The following is an 18,908-nucleotide window of genomic DNA, read 5'->3' as shown; positions in this document are numbered from 1 at the left end:
CGGTTTTTCGGGAATTCGGGTTCGCGTTACGCGCTAACACCCCTCTCGATCCGCCAGCGGACTGAGATGCCAAAAGAAGTAAAAGTGAAAATGAAACTTCGGCGACATGGCAGGGATGAGGCTCGTTAAAAGGTGCGTTCCACTTTATACGCCGGTTAGGCGCGGGCGGCAAGTTGTGGGCCTAAACAATGCGGAATCTCCGCGTAAAACGACGCGGCGATGCAAGAAACATGCATCGCCGCGCAAATTAGATCGTGCCGCCGACCGTCAGATTGTCGATCCGCAGCGTCGGTTGACCCACGCCGACGGGGACGCTCTGGCCTTCCTTGCCGCATACACCCACGCCCGTATCGAGCGCCATGTCGTTGCCGATCATGCTGACGTATTTGAGCGACTCGGGGCCGCTGCCGATCAGCGTCGCGCCTTTGACGGGGTAGGTGACCTTGCCGTTTTCGATCATGTAGGCCTCGGAGGCCGAGAACACGAACTTCCCATTCGTGATGTCGACCTGGCCGCCGCCGAAATTCACGGCATAGAGCCCGTGCTTGACCGATTCGATGATCTCTTGCGGCGCCTTGTCGCCCGCCAGCATGTACGTGTTCGTCATGCGCGGCATCGGCAACGCGGCGTACGACTCGCGCCGGGCGTTGCCCGTCACCGGCATTTTCATCAGCCGCGCGTTCAACGTATCCTGGATGTAGCCCTTGAGCACGCCGTCCTCGATCAGCGTCGTGCATTGAGTCGGATTGCCTTCGTCGTCGATATTGAGCGAGCCGCGGCGATTCGGCAGCGTGCCGTCGTCCACGACGGTCACGCCCTTGGCCGCGACGCGCTCGCCGATGCGCCCAGCGAATGCCGACGAGCCCTTGCGGTTGAAGTCGCCCTCGAGCCCGTGGCCGATCGCCTCGTGCAGCAAGACGCCGGGCCAGCCCGGGCCGAGCACGACCGTCATCGCGCCGGCCGGGGCCGGGCGGGCTTCCAGATTGACGAGCGCCGCCTTGACGGCATCGTCGACGTAACGGGCCAGGATGTCGTCGGTAAAGTAGCCGTAGTCGAAGCGTCCGCCGCCGCCGCCGCTGCCGATTTCGCGCCGGCCGTCTTGCTCGGCGATGACGGTGACCGATACGCGCACGAGCGGCCGTACGTCGGCCGCGAGCGCGCCGTCGCTACGGGCGACGAGCACCACGTCGTATTCGCCGGCCAAACCCGCCATCACTTGCGTGATGCGCGTGTCGCGGCTGCGTGCCATCTGCTCGATGCGCTCGAGCAGCTTGACCTTTTCGGTGGCGTCGAGCGAGGCCAGCGGGTCGGCCGCTAGATACAGGTCGCGTCCCGCCACGCCTTTGAGCGCGGTGGCCACCTTGATCTTTTGTTTCCCGCCGCCGGCTTTGGCGATCGAGCGCGTCGCATGCGCGGCTTGCGTGAGCGCTTCGACGGACAGATCGTCGGAGTAGGCGAATGCGGTGCGGTCGCCCGCGACGGCGCGTACGCCCACGCCTTTGTCGATGCTGAAACTGCCCGACTTCACGATCCCTTCCTCGAGGCTCCACGCTTCGCTGCGCGTGGCTTGGAAGTACAAGTCGGCGTAATCGACTCGGTGCGTGAAGATATCGGCGAGGGTGCGCGTCAAGCGCGCCTCGTCGAGGCCGTAGGGCGTTAGCAGGACGTCTTTCGCGGTCGCGAGATTGCGGATACCGGGTTCGATCAGGTTCATGCGGTCGTTTCGATGCGAAAAAGGTTAAGCGAGTACGCGATGGCGCCAAGCGGGAAGGCTGCGCCTCACTTCGTCGATGCGCGCGAGGTCGATGTCGCCGGCGACGACACCGGGGCCTTCGTCCCGCACGGCCAAGATCTCGCCCCACGGGTCGATCAACATACTGTGGCCCCACGTGCGACGGCCGTTTTCGTGCGTGCCGCCTTGAGCCGCGGCGAGCACGTAGCATTGGTTTTCGACGGCGCGAGCGCGCAGCAACATCTCCCAATGCGCGCGGCCCGTCGTATAGGTGAACGCCGAAGGCACGACGATCAGCGCGCAATCGCCCATGCGCCGGTACAGCTCGGGAAAGCGCAGATCGTAGCAGACCGACAAGCCCACGCGCCCGAACGGCGCGTCGAACGTGCAAACCTCGCTCCCCGGGCGGATCGTGCGCGCCTCGTCGAACGATTCGGCGCCCTTTTCGAAGTTGAACAGGTGAATCTTGTCGTAACGCGCGCGGTTCTGACCGCTCGGGTCGAACACGAGCGTCGTATTGAGGACGCGTGCGCAATCGTGCGGGTCGGTAACGGTCAGCGGCAGGGTGCCGCCGATGACCCATACGCCGTGGCGACGCGCGCTCTCCGCCAAAAAGCGCTGAATCGGGCCGTCGCCGTACGGCTCGCGCACGGTTAGCTTGTCGGCGTCCTTGTGCCCCATGAAGCAAAAATACTCGGGCAGCAAAACGAGCCCGGCGCCGTCGGCCGCCGCCTGCGCGATCAGGCGCTCGGCGTCGTCGAGATTGCGCTCGCGCTCGGGCGTGCTGACCATCTGGAGCGCGGCGACGCGAAACGGTGTCGTGTGGACAGGTCGATCGCTCATGAATTGGATATCGAGGTGCTGCCGATCGTCGGAGGCGCAGCGCCTTGCCGGGCCCATGGCCCAGCCCGTGCGCTACTTGTCCGTCGCCTCGGCCGGAGCAGCCATCTTACCGCGATCGGCCGCGACCCGCTCGACGAGAGGGTGCGACCACGAGCCCGTGACCGAATAGTCGTGGGCGAAGGCGTGCGAGATCGACTGCGAGAGCGCGACGTTGGCCACGAGCGCGCCCAGACCGAACAGCGGATTGACGACCGTGGCGGCGATCACGGCGGAGCCGGCCGAAAGCGTCGGCGTGATCACCACGTGCAAGTCCTGCGTTTCTTGCGCGAGATCGACCGTTCCCGACAGGTCGGCGCGCATCGGCGCCGTGACGACGCGGAAATCGTCCGTTCGCGCGACGCCGTTGCGCACGCGGGCCGTACCCGTCACGCTCTTGAAGGGCAGCCCCTCGCCGATGACGTCCCGAAAGTTCAAAGCGAGCACGCGCGTGATGCTTTGCAGGCTCAGCACGCCGAGCAACTTGGCCACGGCCGGATCGACTTTCAGAATCTGGCCATGGTTCAGATCGATCGTCAGATTGCCGTCGAGCGTCGGATAGTCGATGGCGGTGGGGCCCCCGCGCCATACGGCCTTGCCCTGAAGCGAGCCCGATCCCGCCTTCACCGTGCGGGGCAGCCCGAAACGCTCGAGCAGTGCGCCGGCATCGGCCACGTCGAGCTTGAAGTCGACGATCGTACGGCGCGGCGTATCCGCGTCGGCGCCGGCGCCTAGCCGGCGCGAGGTTCGCCAATTGGCGGTCGCGACCAAATGAGCGGCCGGATTCGAGATGTCGAGCTTGTCGACCTGCCAGACGGGCACACCGTCTTCGACGAAATTGCGCGCATTGACCGCGAGCCGGCCGATGGGGTGGCCGCGCATCGTCAAATCGTCCACGACGAGATCGATCGCGGGAATCGAGGTGTTCGTGCTCGGCGTGAGCTGGCCGAGCAGGTCGTGCCCGACGGTCACGGGGATCGACGCCTTGGTCAGCCGGGCGCGCAGTTGGCCACCCGGCGCATCCGCCTCGCCGGGGCGCCAGGACACGTTGCCCGCCACTTCGTCGGACGCGAGATCGGCGCTCCACTCCGGGGCGGCGTGCGTCGCGTCGATCGCGACGTTCGACCACTGGCGGTTCATCAGCTTCAGCGTCTTGAAACGGGCCGCGATGCGAGCCGGCAGAAACTGAGCGGCGCGCGAGGGCGTGCCCTGCGCCGGGCGCGGCTGTCCGCGCTCGACCGGCGCCATGCTCTCCGGCGGCGCTGCGCCGGTGCGCAATTCGCCGAAGAAAGCGCGCCAAGCGTCGGCGTCGAACGTGTCGGCGCTCAGCGCGGCACTGACGCCTTGCGGCGGGAGCTGGACCGGTTCGTTCAAAGCGATCGCGCCGCTCGTCACCGAAATTGCCGATTGCCCCGCGTCGGTGGTGCCGCGGTTGACGATATAAGCGGCGCGTAGCGGGCCGAGTTGCATGTCGGCGCGCGCGCGAATGACGTCGCCCGCGGCTGTTTCGGGGCCCTCGCCCGATTCGAGCGGCTTCACTTCCAGCGAGAACGGCATCGGCGTGCCGAGCGCTTTGCCGAGCGGGGCGGGCAAGTCCAAGGCGAGGCCGCTCAAGTCTGACGTGGCCGATACGGTGGGCAACCCTTCCCTGTTGCCGCGCAAGGCGATCGAGTAGGGTGCCGCGCCGTACAGGTGGGCGAGCACCTTTGCGGCCGGCCCTTCGAGATCCAATTGCCGGGCGCTGTCCGCCGCGATCCGGCCCGCGATGTCGAACGCGTAGCGGCCGTCTTCTCGCAGCGCTCCGCTGGCATGCACCTCGCCGCCGAGCCATCGGCCCGAGACGCGCTCGAACGAAAGCGAGCGCTTCGTGAACCGAACCTGGCCGGCAAGGGCTTCGAGCGGCGGCAGTTGCGGCGCCGATACGGTATCGCCGTCCAGCGTCACGGCGCCCGCCACTCCGACGTGCGGCTCTTGGGTACGCGGGACCGTCAGCGTCAGCGCGAGACCGGCTGCTCCGCTCGCGCGCACTTTCTCGCTCACGTGTCCCGACATGCCGGCCAGCGCGCTGTTGTTGACGTAATCGAGCAGATCCGCGAGCGGGCCGTGCGCTTGGCCGGCGATCACGAGGTCGGAGGCGTGGCTGCCGAGGTCGTCGATGCGGCCGGCTACGCCGGTGATCGCCACACGCTTGTAGCGCCCGCGGGCGATGTCGAAGCGCAGCTTGTTTTCTTTGAGCGTGAAGACGCCGTCGATGCCGTCGATCGCGGGCCAGACGTCGGGCGTACCGTTCTTGAGCGTCTTCGCCGGATAGGGCGAGGGGTCGAACTTGCCGCCCGTGAACGGCGCGGCGATGCGAAAGACGCCCGCGTCCGGTTCGCGCGAGTAGGGAAACTTGTCGAGACTCCCGTGGACTTCGATCGTGGCATCGTGGGCCGTGCCGTCTTGCAGGCCGTGTGCCAGATAGTGGCGCAAATGTTCGCCGATGCTCGTGGGCAGATAGCGCGGGATCATCGGCACCTTCGCTCGGGCGATGGTCGCCCTCAAGTCGAGCTGGCCTCGTCCGTGACCCGGATTCGTGTAGGTAGCCGCGACGGAGCCGGCGGTGTCGGCGTTCGCGATGCTGAGCTCGGGCACCGTCACCGAAAACGATTTGTGCGCCTCGCCCGGTGCGCGCGTGGGGCTCACGCTCCAGTTTCCGCGCATGCGAAGCCGGTCGAACTTGAGCCGCGGATCGTCGAATTCGCCGGGGATCGTGACGGCCGCATTGACCGTATCGAGCGAAATCGTGCCTTGCCGCTCGTTAGCATCGATGTTGCCCCAAAGATTCTCGAACCCGGGCAGGCCCGCGCGCGGGTGGCCCGCCGCGGATAGACCGGGCGGCGGCTCTTGCGCGGCGAAGCTGATGCCTTGCAGATCCGCCTTGAAGCGGTAACGCACGACCGGCGCGGTGCCGGCAACGCGTTCCTCGCTGGCGGCAAGCGCATCCCGGGGGCGGGCGCGCTCGACCGCGATCGTGTAATTCGCCACCATGCCGCGCGGATCGAAGCGAACGAGCTCGTCGAGGAAGCGGCGCGGCACCGGCAACGCGCGCGTGAATTCGGCCAGCACGCCCAGGTCGACTCGATCGCCCGAGACGCTCATCAATTGGCCGTGTTCGACCGTCGGCACGCGGTAGTGGCCCGTCAGCGTCGTGAGCTCGAGCGTGCGCGAGACGGGGGTGCCGTCCGCTAGCGGCGGCTGCGCGAGTTCGGCCAGCAGATTGGTCAAGCGAATGCGGTAGTCGCGCTGCGCCTCGATTTGCACCGCCCAGCCGAAGCGCGCGACGGGCATGTCCAGCCGCGGTTGCGTCGGGCGCACCCGAAGCGCGATATTCGATCCTTCCAGGCGTCCATGGGCCGAGCGGATATGGCCGCCCGAGAAACGCGCCCAGATCGCGTTGTCCACGTTGCCGGCGTAGGTGGCGATCGGCAATTTCACATAGCGTCCGAGCATCGGCAATCGGACGGGGCCCGTCGAGAGATAGGCCTCGCCGGTCCAATTTTCAGGCTTGCCGACGGACATGAGCGGCGTATGACGGAAGCGCGCGCGGAAGTCGAGCGGCCCCTCGAGCAGCGTACCCTCCGCCGGCGCCTGCAGCGCGACGCGATGCACGAGGCCCTCGTTCAGTACCGCGATGCGCACGTCGTGCAGTGCCAGTTCCGGCGCGTCGCGCTGGGCGTCGCGCCAGCGCAGCGTGCCCGCGCGCACGACGATCGCCTGTTGCGAAAGCAGCCAGGTCGAGAACGTATCGTTGCCCGTGTGCGTCGTGGGCACCTGCACGGCGCCGACCCACAGCGTGCCGTCGGCCCTGCGCTCGGTCAGCACATCGGGCCGGTCGATCACGAGTTGCCCGAGCACGGGCTTGCCGGTCAGCAGCGAGCGCCACGATAGCGTGCCGGTGGCATGCGGCACCGACAGCGCAGGGTTGCCCTGGCGATCGCGAATGACGAGCTCGGTGATGTCGATCCCCGGCTCGAAGCCGACCCAATGCGGCGCGAGCTTGCCGATGCGCAGATCGGCATGCAGCCGCTCGCCGACCAGCGTCTCGATGCGCGGGCGGAAATCGTCGATGCGGGGCAAGACGAGATAGCGCAGGCCAATAAAAAGGGCGGCAACCACGAAGTAGACGAGAAACGCGACGGCCAGCGCGAACTTCAAAATTCGGCGCAGGCGTCGGTGTTCGTGATGCGCTTGTCCGGCAACGGCGGGTTCAGTGGATTCCTTGCTGTCGGACATACTGCGGCGGCGAATCGGGGATGTGGTAGTTTGGCGTCTCGGACGACGAAATGTATCACAGCGGCCGCCGTTACTGTCGCAACAAGCGAGCCACGCCTATCCATGACTGCCGCCGCACTGCTGAGTTCCGCCTATTCTTCCTATGCCTCCCGCGCGATCGCCGCGCGTCCCGAACTGGCGGCGCGCATCGCCGCCTTGGCCGAGTCGCCGATCACGCGTGAGCGCATCGATATACGTCTGCGCGAGCTGATCGCCGACCGGCGCCAGCTCGATGGGGCGGAGCAAGGCGCGCCGATCGGCGAGGAGACGTTGCGCAGTGCATTGCGCCGGCTGCGCACCGAGGTGTTCTGCGCGGTCATGGAGCGCGATTTGGCCGGGCACGCCGACGTCGCCGAGGTAACGGCCACGATGACCGATTTGGCCGAGGCCGCGATTCAGCGGGCGATCGATGTGCTTTCCCGCGAATTGGAAGCCCTTTACGGCGAGCCGCGCGCCGCGGACGGCAATCGCCTGACACTGGGCGTGGTCGGCATGGGCAAGCTGGGCGGCCGCGAGCTCAACGTTTCATCCGATATCGACCTCATCTTCGTCTACGAGGACGATGGAGAGACCGCGGGCGGCAGCCGCGCCGCCATCTCGACGCAGGAGTTCTTCACGCGGCTCGGCCGCCGGCTGATCGGCGCCTTGGCCGAGGCGACGCCGGACGGGTACGTGTTTCGCGTCGATATGCGGCTGCGCCCGAACGGCGATTCGGGGCCGCTCGCGTGCAGCTTGGGCATGTTGGAGGAATACTTCTACGTCCAAGGACGTGAATGGGAGCGCTACGCCTGGATCAAGGGACGACTCGTGTCAGAGCAGGACAGCGACGCGGCGCGGCGTCTGTCGCAGCAACTCGATGCGCTCGTCAAGCCGTTCGTCTATCGACGCTATCTCGACTTCGGCGTGATCGAGGCGATTCGTTCGCTGCATCGGCAGATCCGCGAAGAAGCGCAGCGCCGTGCCACGATGCGGCCCGACAAGGCCGACGATATCAAGCTCGGGCGTGGCGGCATCCGCGAGATCGAGTTCAGCGCGCAAGTGTTTCAATTGATTCGCGGCGGCCAAGATTCGGGCTTTCGAATCCGGCCGACGCTCGCCGTGCTCCGGCATGCGGCCGCGCGCGGTCTGATCGCGCCGTCTGTGTGCGCGGAGCTTTCGGACGCTTATCGGTTCTTGCGCGAGCTCGAGCATCGGCTCCAGTATCGCAACGACGCGCAAACCCACGCGTTGCCGGTCGATGCCGAGGAGCGCGCGCGGCTTGCCGCGACGCTGGGCTTTGCCAACTTCGCCGGGCTCGCGGCCGTCTTGGACGGCCATCGCGAGCGCGTCGAGGCGCAATTCGATCAAATCTTCGCCGACAAGGCCGGCGCGCACGCCCAGGGCTCGGAGGGTAACGGCCAGCCGGCCGTGCACGCCGGCGAGATTTGGAACTGCGCGTTGGAGGACGAAGCGGCCGACGAACAATCGGTCGCGCGCTTGAGCGCGGCCGGCTTCGACGACGCGCAGCAGGTGCACGCGCGCTTGAGCGCGGTGCGCCGCTCGGCGCGCTACCAAGGTTTGCCGGAGCGCAACCGCGAACGTTTCGACAAGATCGCGGCGCGCGCGCTCGACGCCGTGGCGGCCATGGATGCGCCGGCCAAGCGCGCCGCCACGCTCGCTCGAATGATCGACCTGCTCGAGGCCGTGGGCCGCCGCGGCGCCTATCTCGCGCTGCTCAACGAATATCCGGCCGCGCTCGAACGCGTGCTCGACGTGCTCGCCCAGTCGCGTTGGGCCGCCGGCTATCTGATTCGCCACCCTCAGTTGCTCGACGAATTGCTCGACGACGAAGCGATCGGCAGCCCCTTCGACTGGCCGGAATTCCGGGCGTCGCTGCGTTCGCGCTTGGCCGCGGCCGACGGCGTCGAGCAGCAGATGGACTTGTTGCGCCACGCGCATCAGGCCGAAGTCTTTCGAATTTTGCTGATCGACCTCGCGGGCCGTCTGACGGTGGAGCAGGTCAGCGATCGCCTTTCGGAGTTGGCCGATTCGGTCCTCGACGTGACGATCGACGCGGTCTGGCAGCAGTTGCCGAAGCGCCATCGCGACGTGCCGCGCGTGGCGGTCATCGCTTACGGCAAGTTGGGCGGCAAAGAGCTCGGCTACGCGTCCGATCTCGATCTGATCTTTCTTTACGACGACCCGGACGACGCGGCCGCCGATATCTACTCGACTTTTACGCGCCGCCTCATTACCTGGCTGACGACGGCCACGGGAGCCGGGACGCTGTTCGATATCGACTTGCGGCTTCGGCCGAACGGCGAATCGGGCCTGCTCATTACCGATCTCGACGCGTTCCGGCGCTATCAATTGCGCGAAGGCGACGCGGCCAATACGGCTTGGGTCTGGGAGCATCAAGCGCTCACGCGCGCGCGCTTTTGCGCGGGCGATGCGCAGATCGGGCGCGCGTTCGAGGAGATTCGTCAGCGCGTGTTGACGACGCCTCGCGAAAGCGGACCGCTGGCGGCGGAGATCGTGTCGATGCGCGAGCGCGTCGCGGCGGGCCATCCGAACCGCAGCGAGCTGTTCGACGTCAAGCACGATCGCGGCGGGATGGTCGATATCGAATTCATCGTTCAATACTGGGTCCTGCTGCACGCCGCGCAGGACCCGGAACTGATCCGCAATACCGGCAACATCGCGCTGTTGCGCGAGGTGGCGCGCTTCGGGCTCATGAGTGCCGACGAAGCCGATGCGGTCGGCTCGGCTTATCGAACCTATCGGAAGCTGCAGCACCGGTTACGGCTCGACGGCATGGAAAAGGCCTGCGTGCCGCACGAGCGCGTCGCGCAAGAGCGAGAGACCGTGCTGGGACTCTGGCGGCGCGTATTCGGCTCGTGAGGCGGCTTCCCGCTAGGCAGCCAGCATTTCCTTGGCATGCCGGCGTGTCGTCGCCGTGATTTCGAGCCCGCCCAGCATACGGGCGACTTCCTCGATGCGGCTCGCGGGATCGAGCGCGACCACCGTCGAAAGCGTCGTGCCGCTCGCGGCCGAGGCCTTCGCGACTTGGAAATGGTGGTCGCCGCGCGCCGCGACTTGCGGCAAGTGCGTGACGCACAGGACTTGCCGGTCACGCCCGAGTTGGTGCAGCAAGCGGCCGACGACTTCGGCCACGCCGCCGCCGATGCCCGTATCGACCTCGTCGAAAATGAGCGTGGGCGTGAGGCTGGCAGCACTCGCGATCACGGCCAGGGCAAGGCTGATCCGAGCCAGTTCGCCGCCGGACGCGACTTTGGCCAGCGGCCGCAGCGGCACCCCGGCATGACCGGCGACGCGGAACTCGACCTGCTCGAGACCGTGGGCGCCGCCCTCCGCGAGCGGCACGAGCGCGACTTCGAAGCTGCCGCCGGCCATCGACAATTCCTGCATGCCGGTCGTAACCGCCGCGCCGAGCGCCTTGGCGGCCTTGGCGCGCGCCTTCGACAACTGCTTGGCTTCCGTCATGTAGGCCTGCCGCGTTTTCTCGACGGCTGCCGTCAGCGCATCGAGGTCGGCGGCCGCATCGAGCGCCGCCAGTTGCGCGCGGCGCGCCTCGTGCTCTTGCGGCAGCGTCTCCGGCTGCAAGCGGAACTTGCGGGCCAGCGAATGCAGGGCATCCAGACGCTGCTCCACTTGCGCGAGCCGATCGGGGTCGAGTTCGAGCCGCTGCGCATAGTGGGTCAGCGAGTAGGCGCCCTCGCGCAATTGAATCTCGGCCGGCTCCAGCGCGGCGAGCGCGTCGCCCAGTTGCGGATCGATTTCGGCCAGATCGCGCAGCTTCGATACGATCGAGCCGAGTTGGCCGATCATGGCTTCGTCCGCCTCCGAGAGGGCGTCGAGCGCGCCGCGCACCCCTTCGATCAAGTTGGCCGAGTGGGCGAGCCGCCGATGCTCGTTGCTGATTTCCTCCCACTCGCCCGGTTGAGGGGCGAGCTTGTCGAGCTCCGCGAGCTGCCACGCGAGCCGCTCGCGTTCGAGTTGGAGCTCGCGATCGCGGGACGTGGCGAGTTCGAGCGCTTGCTGGGCGTCGCGCCAGGCCCGATGGGCGCGCGTGACACCGGCCGCGATCGCCGTCAGCCCCGAATGCGTATCGAATAGCGTGCGCTGCGCGTCGGGCCGCATGAGCAGTTGATGCGCATGCTGGCCGTGAATGTCGACGAGCATCTCGCCCACCTCGCGCAACTGAGTGAGCGTGGCCGGCGTGCCGTTGATGAAGGCGCGCGAGCGCCCGTTCGCATCGACGACGCGGCGCAGCAGCACGCGGCTTTCGCCGGCCGGCTCCTCGCCGCCGAGCGCGTGCTCGTCGAGCCATTGGGTGACGTGCGCGCTGGCGTCGAATTCGGCGGTCAAATCGGCGCGCGTGGCGCCCGTGCGAACGACGTCGGCGTCCGCTCGCGCGCCGAGCGTGAGGGCGAGCGCATCGATGAGGATCGATTTGCCCGCGCCCGTTTCGCCGGAGAACACGGTAAAGCCGCGGTCGAATTCGAGGTCGAGCGCGGCGACGATGACGAAGTCGCGTATCGAGAGGTGGCGGAGCATGGGTATCGTATTAACGGCGTTTCGTGCAGGACCGGCAAGCGAAGCGGGCAACCGGGCTACGGCGCCGCGGCATCGCCCAGCTCGTCCGAAGGGTGCTCGTTCCAGTGGAGCTTTTGCCGCAACGTCGCATAGTAGCTGTAGCCGACGGGATGCAGGAAGGGCACCGTGTGCCGCGAGCGGCGCACCTCGATCGTGTCGTTCAGCTTGACGGCGGTGAACGACTGCATGTCGAAATTCACGTTCACGTCGCGCCCGCCGATGATCTGAATACTGACGTTGGAGCTGTCGGGCAGCACGATCGGCCGGTTCGACAGCGCGTGCGGGGCGATCGGCACGAGCACGACGCCTTGCAACTGCGGATGCAGTATCGGACCTTGCGACGATAGGGCATAGGCGGTCGAGCCGGTCGGCGTGGCGACGATGAGCCCGTCCGAGCGCTGGATGTACATGAACCGCCCGTCCACCGAGACGCGCAACTCGGCCATCCCAGAAAAGCCGCTGCGGTTCACGACGACGTCGTTGAACGCGAGCGCATGGTAGATGGGCTCGCCATCGCGCATGATGCGCGCCTCGAGCAGCGAGCGCTCCTCGCGCTCGAAACTGCCGGCGAGCATTTGCGAAATGCGCTGGCTCATCTCCGAGATCGGGATGTCGGTGATGAAGCCGAGGCGCCCTTGGTTCACGCCGATGAGCGGAGTGCGGTAGGGCGCGAGTTGCCGCCCTATCCCGAGCATCGTCCCGTCGCCGCCGAGCACGACGGCGACGTCGGCGCGCGCCCCGATCTCGGCGGGCGTCAGCGCGGGGTAGCCGGTCACGCCGATGTCGCGGGCGGTTTCGGCCTCGAACACGACGTGAAAGCCGCGTTTCTCGATGCAGGCGGCGAGCGCGGTCAGCGGCTCGCCGATGCCTGGCGTGTTGCTGCGCCCCACGAGGGCCACGGTCTTGAATTGGCTGCCAATTTCCATGCCGGCATTACACCATAGGTGGGTGTCGAAAAGAACCGTCGTCGTGGTTTGCCCTGGATCGGCGCCGCGACTTAGGCCGTCCGGTCCCAGCGATTTGTCGCTAGAATGGCGGTGTCCCGACAAGACGCCGGCGGCCAGGCGCGCCCGTCGCCGGCACGTGTCGCGTGTCGCCGGCATGCTCGTCGCGCCGGGCGCATGCGCACGCTCGAGCGCTTGCACGCGCTCGCCGGGGGGCGCGTTGTTTGGCTAAAATTTCGCGTCATGCTAGAACCCCGCGCACAAACTCTCCTCAAAACGCTGATCGAGCGCTATATCGCCGAAGGCCAGCCCGTCGGCTCGCGCACGTTGTCGCGCTATTCGGGGCTCGAGTTGAGTCCGGCGACGATCCGCAACGTCATGTCGGATCTGGAGGAGCTGGGGCTGGTCGCAAGCCCTCACACGTCGGCTGGGCGCATTCCCACCCCGCGCGGGTATCGGCTGTTCGTCGACACCATGCTGACCGTCGAACCGATCCAAGACGACGAAGCCGTCGAACGCGCCGTGCGCAAGACGTTGAAGCCGGGCGAGCCGCAGAAGGTCGTGGCGGCGGCGGCGAGCGTGCTGTCCAACCTTTCGCAGTTCGCGGGCGTCGTCATGACGCCGCGCCGCAGCCACGTCTTCAAGCAGATCGAGTTCATGCGCCTGTCGGACAAGCGCATCTTGCTGATCGTCGTGACGCCCGAGGGCGACGTGCAAAACCGCATGATGGCGACCCAGCGCGACTACTCGCCGTCGCAGCTGATCGAAGCGTCGAACTACATCAATGCGCATTTCGGTGGGCTCTCGTTCGACGAAGTGCGCCGGCGGCTGCGCGAGGAAATCGACCAATTGCGCGGCGACATGACGGCGCTGATGCATGCGGCCGTCACCGCGAGCACCGAGGAAAGCGACGAGAGCGAGACCGTGCTGATCTCGGGCGAGCGCAATCTGCTCGAAGTGGCGGACCTCTCGTCCGATATGGCGCGTTTGCGCAAGCTGTTCGACGTGTTCGACCAAAAGACGAGCCTCCTTCAATTGCTCGATGTCTCGAGCCACGCGGAAGGCGTGCAGATTTTCATCGGCGGCGAATCCACGCTCGTGCCGATCGAGCAGATGAGCGTCGTGACGGCGCCGTACGAGGTGAACGGCAAAATCGTCGGCACGCTCGGCGTGATCGGGCCGACGCGGATGGCGTACAACCGCGTGATTCCGATCGTCGATATCACCGCCCGCTTGCTCTCCACGGCGCTCAGCCAGCCTTGATTCGGCCCTGAGCTAGCGTCGAGCCAGCCTCGGAACTAGCCCTGAGCCGCGCGAGCCGCGGCGCGCATCTGTATCGTGCGCCCGTCACCTGGCCGGCGCCATTGGCCGGACGGCCGAACTGCCGGTGCCGGGGGCGCCGCTATAATGGCCCTCACGTCAACCCAAGCGGCGCGGGCCTCGTGCCGCGCTCAAGCTACGCCCACGGGCGCTCCCTATTGCTCATGCGTTTCGATCTCGAGTTGCCGTCGCAGCCCGCCGCCTCGCATCGCGTCGCGGTGCTGCTCATCAATCTCGGCACGCCCGACGCGCCGACGCCGCGCGCCGTGCGGCGCTATTTGGCCCAATTTCTGTCCGATCCGCGCGTCGTCGAGATTCCCGCGCTGCTGTGGCAGCCGCTGTTGCGCGCACTGATCTTGCCGCTGCGCGGCCGCTCGTCGGCGAGAAAATACGCGTCGGTTTGGATGCCCGAGGGCTCGCCGCTGCGCGTGCATACCGAAAAGCAAGTGGAGGCGGTGCGTCAGTTGCTGCATGCGAACGGCTACCGCGTCCTCGTCGATTACGCGATGCGCTACGGCACGCCCGGCATCGGCGCGATGCTGGGCCAACTCAAGCTGGCGGGCGCCGAGCGGGTCTTGCTGATGCCGATGTATCCGCAATATTCGTCCTCGACCACGGCAACGGCGTTCGATGCCGCGTTCGCGGCGTTGGCCCGTATGCGCAATCAGCTCGAAGTGCGTACCGTGCGCCACTATGCCGACCACCCGGCTTATATCGCGGCGCTAGCCGAGCAGGTGCGGCGGTACTGGGCGGCGCACGGTCAGCCCGATTTCGCGGCAGGCGACAAGCTCGTGTTGAGTTTTCACGGCGTGCCCAAGCGCACGCTGGATCTCGGCGATCCGTACCACGACCAATGCCGTACGACGGCCGCGCTCCTGATGGCGGCGCTGGGTCTCACGCCCACCGAATGTTTGATCACGTTCCAGTCGCGCTTCGGCCGGGCCGAGTGGCTGCAGCCCTATACGGCTCCCACGCTGCGCGAACTGGGCGCCGCGGGCGTACGCCGGGTGGACGTTTTTTGCCCCGGGTTCACGGCCGATTGCCTGGAAACGATCGAGGAGATAGGCCTCGAAGTGCGCGACGAGTTCTTGCATGCGGGCGGGAAAGAGTTTCATCGTATCGCCTGCCTCAATGCGTCTCAAGCGTGGATCTCGGCGCTCGGCGAAATCGTCGCGCAACAGTTGCAAGGCTGGCCGGTGCTCGAAGGCGTACCGGCGGGCGTCGCGGCATGAACGGGTGGAATGTGACCCGAGTCGCCGCTTCGCCGGGCGCGGGCAGGCTCGTTGCGTGCCTGCATGCCCGGGTGCCGGCTTCTTCTGTTTTCTTGGCAATGCCGCGATGAACTATAAGATCTCGACCGAACCCGGTGCGCGCATGCGTATCGACAAATGGCTCTGGGCTGCCCGGTTCTACAAAACCCGCTCGCTGGCCGCCGATGCCGTCGAAAAGGGGCGCGTGCGGATCGGCGGTGCGGCCGTGAAGCCGGCGAAAGAGGTCCGCGTCGGCGATCTAGTCGTGGTCGAGATCGAGCGAATCGTCTGGGAAGTCCAGGTATTGGGCGTGTGCGAGGTACGTGGGCCCGCGAGCGTCGCGCAAACGCTCTATGCCGAGACGGCCGAGAGCCGGGCCAAACGCGAGGTGGAAGCCGAGCGGCGCCGGACTTACCGGGAGCCGGCGGCCGCGCTGCAAGGACGGCCGACCAAACGCGACCGGCGCGTCATCGACAAGCTTTCGGGTGGGGAGTAAACAGCGAATCGAACGCCGCATGCGCGCCGCCGTATTCCGTCGTGCAGTCGGTCACGGCGCCGGATAGGCAGATGGTCGTGGTGCCCGCGACGAGTACCAGAGCGACCACCGCGATGGCAAAGGTCAGTTTCACGGTACTCCCTCACGCGGAGAAAGGGGTTACGGACGGAAGCGGTCGGATGGGGCAACGCGGCGTTTGCCGCCCGGCTTTTCCGGACGCGAAACGCATGAAGTCAGTTTAGGGCAAACCACGATGGCGCTCAACGGCGTTTTGACGGTTGGGCCGTAACCGGTGTTACCGTTCGTTTCCGTTTTTGCGCCGGCGGTGCAAAAAATGGGCGGGCAAGGGGTTGAAAGGCCTCGGGTCGCCCCCATTTCCCTCGCGACGCGCGATGGCAACGTCGTTTTTCGGCAACGGATCGGGCCAGCTCCAGTCCGTATTGCCCGGCGGCCCGCCAGATGCCGTTTGGGCCAGCCGTCGCATCGATTTCACTTTTTGGACGATTTTCAGCGACATGGAAAATACGCAAGACAATTCGGCCAGCCAGCAACCGCAATCTTCGGAAGAGGCCGCCCAACAAGGCGCGGCTGAGAACGTCGCGGCGCAAGAGCAGCCGGGCGCAGCCGCGGCGGGTTCCGACGCGCTCGGCGAGGCGCAGGCGAAGATCACGGAGCTGAACGAAAGCTACCTGCGCGCGAAGGCGGAGACCGAAAACGTGCGCCGCCGCGCCGCGGAGGACGTCACGAAGGCCCGCAAGTTCGCGATCGAAGGCTTCGCCGAACATCTGCTGCCCGTCTTGGACAGTCTCGAAGCCGCGCTGGCGGATACGTCCGGCGACGCGACGAAGCTGCGCGAAGGCGTCGAGTTGACGCTGCGCCAGCTCACGAGCGCGATGGAAAAGGGCCGCGTCGTGGCCGTCAACCCGGTGGGCGAAAAATTCGATCCGCACCGCCATCAGGCTATCTCGATGGTGCCGGCCGAGCAGGAGCCGAACACGGTCGTCTCCGTGCTGCAAAAAGGCTATGTGATTGCCGATCGCGTGCTGCGTCCCGCGCTCGTGACGGTTTCGCAGCCGAAGTAACCGGGCGCGCGCGGCTCGGCTGGGTAAGAAACCACGCTAGCGATGAGCGCGTCCGCCCTCGACGCCACCGGGCCGTCGATTTTCGGGATGCGGGAAGCCGCCGCTGGCCGCGCTAGACGCGGCGCGGGCAAAAAAATCGCCAAAAAGCGGTTTGCCGGTGCGGTGCGCGGTGTCGTGCGGGTCTTGAAAATGGCGTGTCGGCACACATGTTGAGTGCAGGTTTGAATTGAACGGGCGGTTGCGCAAATAGAGCGCCGTCTCGTCGAAGCGATCGAATATTTCGGAGATCAGGAAAAATGGGCAAGATTATCGGCATCGACCTCGGCACCACGAACTCGTGCGTGGCGCTGATGGAAGGCAACCAAGTGAAAGTGATCGAGAACTCGGAGGGCGCTCGTACGACCCCCTCGGTCATCGCCTACATGGACGACAACGAGATTCTGGTCGGCGCGCCGGCCAAGCGCCAGTCGGTAACGAACCCGAAGAACACGCTGTTCGCGGTCAAGCGCCTGATCGGCCGCCGCTTCGAGGAAAAGGAAGTCCAAAAAGACATCGGCCTCATGCCCTACAAGATCATGAAGGCCGACAACGGCGATGCCTGGGTCGAGGCGCATGGCCAGAAGCTCGCCCCGCCGCAAATCTCGGCGGAAGTGCTGCGCAAGATGAAGAAGACCGCCGAGGACTACCTCGGCGAGCCGGTCACGGAAGCCGTGATCACGGTGCCGGCGTACTTCAACGACAGTCAGCGCCAAGCGACGAAGGACGCGGGCCGGATCGCCGGTCTCGAAGTCAAGCGGATCATCAACGAGCCGACGGCGGCCGCGCTCGCATTCGGTTTGGACAAGGCTGAAAAGGGCGACCGCAAGATCGCCGTGTATGACCTCGGCGGCGGCACGTTCGACGTCTCGATCATCGAGATCGCCGACGTCGACGGCGAAATGCAGTTCGAGGTGCTGTCGACGAACGGCGATACGTTCCTCGGCGGCGAGGACTTCGACCAGCGCATCATCGATTACATCATCGGCGAGTTCAAGAAGGAGCAAGGCGTCGACCTGTCGAAGGATGTGCTCGCGCTGCAACGCCTGAAGGAAGCGGCCGAAAAGGCGAAGATCGAACTCTCGTCGAGCCAGCAGACCGAAATCAACCTGCCGTACATCACGGCGGACGCATCGGGTCCGAAGCACTTGAACCTGAAGATCACGCGCGCCAAGCTCGAAGCGCTCGTCGAAGAACTGATCACGCGGACGGTAGAGCCGTGCCGCATCGCGATCAAGGACGCCGGCGTGAAGGTCAGCGACATCGACGACGTGATTCTCGTCGGCGGTATGACGCGTATGCCGAAGGTGCAAGACACGGTCAAGGAGTTCTTCGGCAAGGAGCCGCGCCGTGACGTGAACCCGGACGAAGCCGTCGCCGTGGGCGCCGCGATCCAAGGGCAGGTGCTCTCGGGCGAGCGCAAGGACGTGCTGCTGCTCGACGTGACGCCGCTTTCGCTCGGCATCGAAACGCTCGGCGGCGTGATGACGAAGATGATCAACAAGAACACCACGATTCCGACGAAGCACTCGCAGGTGTATTCGACGGCGGACGATAACCAATCGGCCGTGACGATCAAGGTGTTCCAAGGCGAACGCGAGATGGCGGCCGGCAATAAGCTGCTCGGCGAGTTCAACCTCGAAGGCATTCCGCCCGCACCGCGCGGCGTGCCGCAAATCGAGGTGACGTTCGACATCGACGCGAACGGCATCTTGCACGTCGGCGCGAAGGACAAAGCGACCGGCAAGGAAAACAAGATCACCATCAAGGCGAATTCGGGCCTGTCCGAAGCCGAGATCGAGAAGATGGTGAAGGACGCCGAGGCGAACGCCGAGGAAGATCACCGTCTGCGCGAATTGGCCGATGCACGCAATCAAGGCGATGCGCTCGTGCACAGCACGAAGAAGGCGTTGACCGAATATGGCGATAAGATCGACGCTTCCGAAAAGGAAAAGATCGAGTCGGCCTTGAAGGATCTCGAGGAATCGCTCAAGAGCAGCTCGGCCGATAAGGCCGCGCTCGAAGCGAAGATCGAAGCGCTGGCCACGGCATCGCAAAAGCTCGGCGAAAAGATGTACGCCGACATGCAGGCTCAAGGCGCGGCGGGCGCGGCGGGCGCGGCGGCCGGCGGTGCGTCGGCCGGTGCGGCCGGTGCGAGCGCGGGTCAGGGCACGAGCAAGCCCGAGGACGACGTGGTCGACGCCGAGTTCAAGGAAGTGAAGAAGGACTGACCGACGGTTGCGTTCTCGCGCCGTGAAG

General features: G+C 66.2%; 13 protein-coding genes. 6 read left to right on the top strand and 7 right to left on the bottom strand.

The window, feature by feature from the left end; all coding sequences use genetic code 11:
* Positions 1–247 precede the first annotated feature (247 nt).
* From tldD to C0Z18_RS02695, 3 genes are all read right to left on the bottom strand, one after another.
* Positions 248–1,714 carry a metalloprotease TldD gene (tldD, locus tag C0Z18_RS02705; RefSeq protein WP_102643828.1) on the bottom strand — a complete coding sequence of 489 codons (1,467 nt, stop codon included), beginning with the start codon at positions 1,712–1,714 and terminating at the stop codon, positions 248–250.
* A 24-nt stretch (positions 1,715–1,738) separates the two neighbouring features.
* On the bottom strand, positions 1,739–2,575 hold the full coding sequence (locus C0Z18_RS02700) for a carbon-nitrogen hydrolase family protein (protein WP_102644004.1): 837 nt from the start codon (positions 2,573–2,575) through the stop codon (positions 1,739–1,741).
* A gap of 72 nt (positions 2,576–2,647) precedes the next feature.
* Complete coding sequence (locus C0Z18_RS02695; RefSeq protein ID WP_102643827.1) at positions 2,648–6,886, bottom strand: YhdP family phospholipid transporter; 4,239 nt, start codon at positions 6,884–6,886, stop codon at positions 2,648–2,650.
* A gap of 102 nt (positions 6,887–6,988) precedes the next feature.
* Between C0Z18_RS02695 and glnE the strand changes: the two genes are divergently transcribed.
* Positions 6,989–9,805 (top strand): bifunctional [glutamate--ammonia ligase]-adenylyl-L-tyrosine phosphorylase/[glutamate--ammonia-ligase] adenylyltransferase, encoded by a 2,817-nt coding sequence (gene glnE / locus C0Z18_RS02690; RefSeq protein ID WP_102643826.1) that lies wholly within the window; start codon positions 6,989–6,991, stop codon positions 9,803–9,805.
* A 12-nt stretch (positions 9,806–9,817) separates the two neighbouring features.
* Here glnE and recN read toward each other — a convergent pair whose 3' ends face one another.
* Positions 9,818–11,482 (bottom strand): DNA repair protein RecN, encoded by a 1,665-nt coding sequence (gene recN, locus C0Z18_RS02685; protein ID WP_102643825.1) that lies wholly within the window; start codon positions 11,480–11,482, stop codon positions 9,818–9,820.
* 56 nt (positions 11,483–11,538) lie between these two features.
* Positions 11,539–12,447: an NAD kinase gene (locus C0Z18_RS02680; protein ID WP_102644003.1), complete on the bottom strand. Its 909-nt coding sequence runs from the start codon at positions 12,445–12,447 to the stop codon at positions 11,539–11,541.
* A gap of 261 nt (positions 12,448–12,708) precedes the next feature.
* On the opposite strand from C0Z18_RS02680, the gene hrcA reads away from it, so the two are divergent.
* From hrcA to C0Z18_RS02665, 3 genes are all read left to right on the top strand, one after another.
* A complete protein-coding gene (gene hrcA / locus C0Z18_RS02675; RefSeq protein ID WP_102644002.1) occupies positions 12,709–13,728 on the top strand; it encodes a heat-inducible transcriptional repressor HrcA in 1,020 nt (339 codons plus the stop codon).
* 221 nt (positions 13,729–13,949) lie between these two features.
* Positions 13,950–15,017 carry a ferrochelatase gene (gene hemH, locus C0Z18_RS02670; RefSeq protein WP_102643824.1) on the top strand — a complete coding sequence of 356 codons (1,068 nt, stop codon included), beginning with the start codon at positions 13,950–13,952 and terminating at the stop codon, positions 15,015–15,017.
* 106 nt (positions 15,018–15,123) lie between these two features.
* Entirely contained in the window at positions 15,124–15,531 is a 408-nt protein-coding gene (locus C0Z18_RS02665) for an RNA-binding S4 domain-containing protein (protein WP_102644001.1), read from the top strand.
* Here the strand turns inward: C0Z18_RS02665 and C0Z18_RS33135 are convergent.
* On the bottom strand, positions 15,503–15,664 hold the full coding sequence (locus C0Z18_RS33135) for a hypothetical protein (RefSeq protein ID WP_199189375.1): 162 nt from the start codon (positions 15,662–15,664) through the stop codon (positions 15,503–15,505). The two genes, C0Z18_RS02665 and C0Z18_RS33135, sit on opposite strands and share 29 nt — an antisense overlap.
* 162 nt (positions 15,665–15,826) lie before the next feature.
* On the bottom strand, positions 15,827–16,048 hold the full coding sequence (locus C0Z18_RS02660) for a hypothetical protein (protein WP_102643823.1): 222 nt from the start codon (positions 16,046–16,048) through the stop codon (positions 15,827–15,829).
* Here C0Z18_RS02660 and grpE point away from each other — a divergent pair.
* Together grpE and dnaK are read left to right on the top strand one after the other, a co-directional pair.
* Positions 16,047–16,613, top strand: coding sequence for a nucleotide exchange factor GrpE (gene grpE, locus C0Z18_RS02655; protein WP_102643822.1), 567 nt, complete (start codon positions 16,047–16,049; stop codon positions 16,611–16,613). The two genes, C0Z18_RS02660 and grpE, sit on opposite strands and share 2 nt — an antisense overlap.
* 296 nt (positions 16,614–16,909) lie before the next feature.
* Positions 16,910–18,880: a molecular chaperone DnaK gene (gene dnaK / locus C0Z18_RS02650; RefSeq protein ID WP_102643821.1), complete on the top strand. Its 1,971-nt coding sequence runs from the start codon at positions 16,910–16,912 to the stop codon at positions 18,878–18,880.
* The last annotated feature ends 28 nt before the right edge of the window (positions 18,881–18,908 follow it).

This window comes from Trinickia dabaoshanensis, from assembly GCF_002879885.1.
In the GTDB taxonomy this organism is placed as follows: domain Bacteria; phylum Pseudomonadota; class Gammaproteobacteria; order Burkholderiales; family Burkholderiaceae; genus Trinickia; species Trinickia dabaoshanensis.
The sequence above is the reverse complement of the archived record's forward strand: the minus strand, read 5'-3'. Positions and strand labels throughout refer to the sequence as shown.

Bases quoted from the DNA above. Each gene is read 5' to 3' on its own strand.
- tldD (WP_102643828.1), bottom strand. From the start codon at position 1,714: ATGAACCTGATCGAACCCGGTATCCGCAATCTCGCGACCGCGAAAGAC.
- C0Z18_RS02700 (WP_102644004.1), bottom strand. From the start codon at position 2,575: ATGAGCGATCGACCTGTCCACACGACACCGTTTCGCGTCGCCGCGCTC.
- C0Z18_RS02695 (WP_102643827.1), bottom strand. From the start codon at position 6,886: ATGTCCGACAGCAAGGAATCCACTGAACCCGCCGTTGCCGGACAAGCG.
- glnE (WP_102643826.1), top strand. From the start codon at position 6,989: ATGACTGCCGCCGCACTGCTGAGTTCCGCCTATTCTTCCTATGCCTCC.
- recN (WP_102643825.1), bottom strand. From the start codon at position 11,482: ATGCTCCGCCACCTCTCGATACGCGACTTCGTCATCGTCGCCGCGCTC.
- C0Z18_RS02680 (WP_102644003.1), bottom strand. From the start codon at position 12,447: ATGGAAATTGGCAGCCAATTCAAGACCGTGGCCCTCGTGGGGCGCAGC.
- hrcA (WP_102644002.1), top strand. From the start codon at position 12,709: ATGCTAGAACCCCGCGCACAAACTCTCCTCAAAACGCTGATCGAGCGC.
- hemH (WP_102643824.1), top strand. From the start codon at position 13,950: ATGCGTTTCGATCTCGAGTTGCCGTCGCAGCCCGCCGCCTCGCATCGC.
- C0Z18_RS02665 (WP_102644001.1), top strand. From the start codon at position 15,124: ATGAACTATAAGATCTCGACCGAACCCGGTGCGCGCATGCGTATCGAC.
- grpE (WP_102643822.1), top strand. From the start codon at position 16,047: ATGGAAAATACGCAAGACAATTCGGCCAGCCAGCAACCGCAATCTTCG.
- C0Z18_RS02660 (WP_102643823.1), bottom strand. From the start codon at position 16,048: ATGTCGCTGAAAATCGTCCAAAAAGTGAAATCGATGCGACGGCTGGCC.
- dnaK (WP_102643821.1), top strand. From the start codon at position 16,910: ATGGGCAAGATTATCGGCATCGACCTCGGCACCACGAACTCGTGCGTG.